This window comes from Methanomicrobiales archaeon (genome assembly GCA_030019205.1).
Classification (GTDB): domain Archaea; phylum Halobacteriota; class Methanomicrobia; order Methanomicrobiales; family JACTUA01; genus JASEFH01.
Genome location: JASEFH010000061.1, coordinates 1 through 2,073, shown reverse-complemented (window position 1 = coordinate 2,073; position 2,073 = coordinate 1). Strand labels below are relative to the sequence as shown.

General features: G+C 53.3%; 3 protein-coding genes and 1 tRNA gene. All 4 read left to right on the top strand.

Annotation, left to right across the window (positions count from 1 at the left end):
* The coding region (locus QMC96_13285; GenBank protein MDI6877727.1) for a transposase at positions 1-293 on the top strand (293 nt) is incomplete at its 5' end.
* A gap of 353 nt (positions 294-646) precedes the next feature.
* Complete coding sequence (locus QMC96_13280; protein ID MDI6877726.1) at positions 647-1,303, top strand: hypothetical protein; 657 nt, start codon at positions 647-649, stop codon at positions 1,301-1,303.
* Between the two features lie 213 nt (positions 1,304-1,516).
* Positions 1,517-1,588: transfer RNA gene (locus QMC96_13275), tRNA-Arg, on the top strand.
* A 232-nt stretch (positions 1,589-1,820) separates the two neighbouring features.
* The coding region (locus tag QMC96_13270) for a hypothetical protein (protein ID MDI6877725.1) at positions 1,821-2,073 on the top strand (253 nt) is incomplete at its 3' end.

Here is a 2,073-nt window from a genome sequence, read left to right as displayed (position 1 = left end):
AGACGGTCTATCGCGATACAGGATACTTCGGTGTGAAGCCTCAGGCATCCATGGACAAAACAATGCACCGGAGCACGAGAGGTCATCCTCTCTCGATGAAGGAAGAGAGAAGAAACAGAGCGATCATGCGGGTCAGAGCACTCGTGGAGCGACCCTTTGCCGTGATCAAGAGGGTATATGATGGAGCTCATGCGCTCGTCACCACCTGTGCAAGAGTTCATGTGAAGATGCTCTTCTGCTGTTTCTCTTACAACCTCCCGCAGCTCCTCACCATACATGGGTCATCCTCCTAGCGGCAGCTCTCCAAAGAGAGAAGAAAAATGACGATGAATCAAGGGATTTAGGAGAGGTTAAAGAGAAGAGGGGAACTAATCGGCAGGATTCGGGGATGGTGAGGGATGTTATTCAACTAATGATGGGATAATCGTAATCCTCAGATATTTCTGAATCATAGACTGACGATAGGCGATATGCTTTAGTGCCTGGCGACTCTTGAAATGATGGAAATTATTGTCCAATTCAGTATTTTCACCCTGATGGTTTCGATATCAGTTTATTTTTGTGTAATAAATTTCTGCAAATCCCTATTTATATTGATATTAAATTTGTAAAAGCATAAATAAAGGTTCTGCAAAATCATACACTGATGACACAGATTCGGCATATCGTTCTGGCATTGCTTCTCCTGGGGGTCCTGTGCATGGCAGCAGGGTGCACCGCTGCCGAGAAAGGTGGCGTTCAACCGCCCTGGTTCCCACCGGCGACCACCACGCCCTCCACGTCCGGCAGCGCGACTCCCGCTCCCACGAATACGTATGTAACGGTAGCGACGCCCTACCCGGCCACACCCACGACCACGCGCGGAATACCGACACCCACCTTCAGGGCGCCTCCGACAAAAACCGGGAGTGGAACCGACTATCTGGAGATATTCAGCGACACGATGTACTTCAACTATAACTCGACCGCTCTCGAGTACGACGTCCATAATCCTCCGTTCATCATCGAGTACAACATCATCCCGGCTACCGTGACGCGGGAGGTGGTCGTCACGAGCGACTACGGTTCCCGCGAGACCAAGAAGATCACTGTTACATCCGTTGACGATCAGTCCTGGTTCGAGATCACCGTGCGCGATCGGGAGTCCGGTCAGGTGATCATCCAGGAAGGGTTCGGGAGACCTTACCAGCAATGGGACACCAGAGATCAGATCAGGATCCTCAGCGCCGGGTCCTACCATATCGATCTGCGCGGAGGGAAGGAGATCCGTGTCGACCTCCGCATGACCGTTGGGAATAGTTAATATCGGATCGCCTCCATCTCTTTTTCATGCCGGCATGCCGTGACTGCTCCTTCTACACGGCACGGAACGCACGGGAAGGTGAATGTAAAATCCAGGGCACTGTGCCTGCCGAGAGGGAGGCGGAGAGATGCCCTTCCCGCACATTCCGTCCGCGATCGTAGAGCAGACAATCATTTTAAGTGCTGATAGCGACAAAATACTATGGCATCTCAGGTCCCGGTAGGGTAGTGGATATCCTAGAAGCCTGCGGAGCTTTTGACCCGGGTTCAAGTCCCGGCCGGGGCGTTGCCGTATTTTGAGAAGGCAGTCTTTCCGTCGCACCTAGCAAAGCCGAATCCGTCATAAAGAGCGGTCTTTGCACCAACCTCGCGCATGGCGATCCCGAATGTCAGGGGATCTGTCGAGCGTGCCATTGTTCAATCCCTCGAAACAGATCGGAACGCGATTTATTACTCTCCTCGTATAATCTCCAGATCTTCCAAAAGGTTTTTGTATAATGTCCGCATTTGTGCGGGGCATGAGAAGGCGGATTATGCTTCTGGTATCCCTCATAGCGATTGCTTCTTTCGGCTTTTTCGCTGGGGCAGCGGCGCAGGGAGGATATGATGGCGGGAACGGCCAAGGGGAAGCCCCGGTCGGTCCTGCATTGACGCTCGTCGAGCCGCAGGAGGGGGCGAACCTCAGCGGCGATACCATCACCGTAGCGGTGAACGTGACCAACTTCAGCCTGGTGGACCGTCTCGGGGCGGCGAACGTGCCCGGTGAAGGGC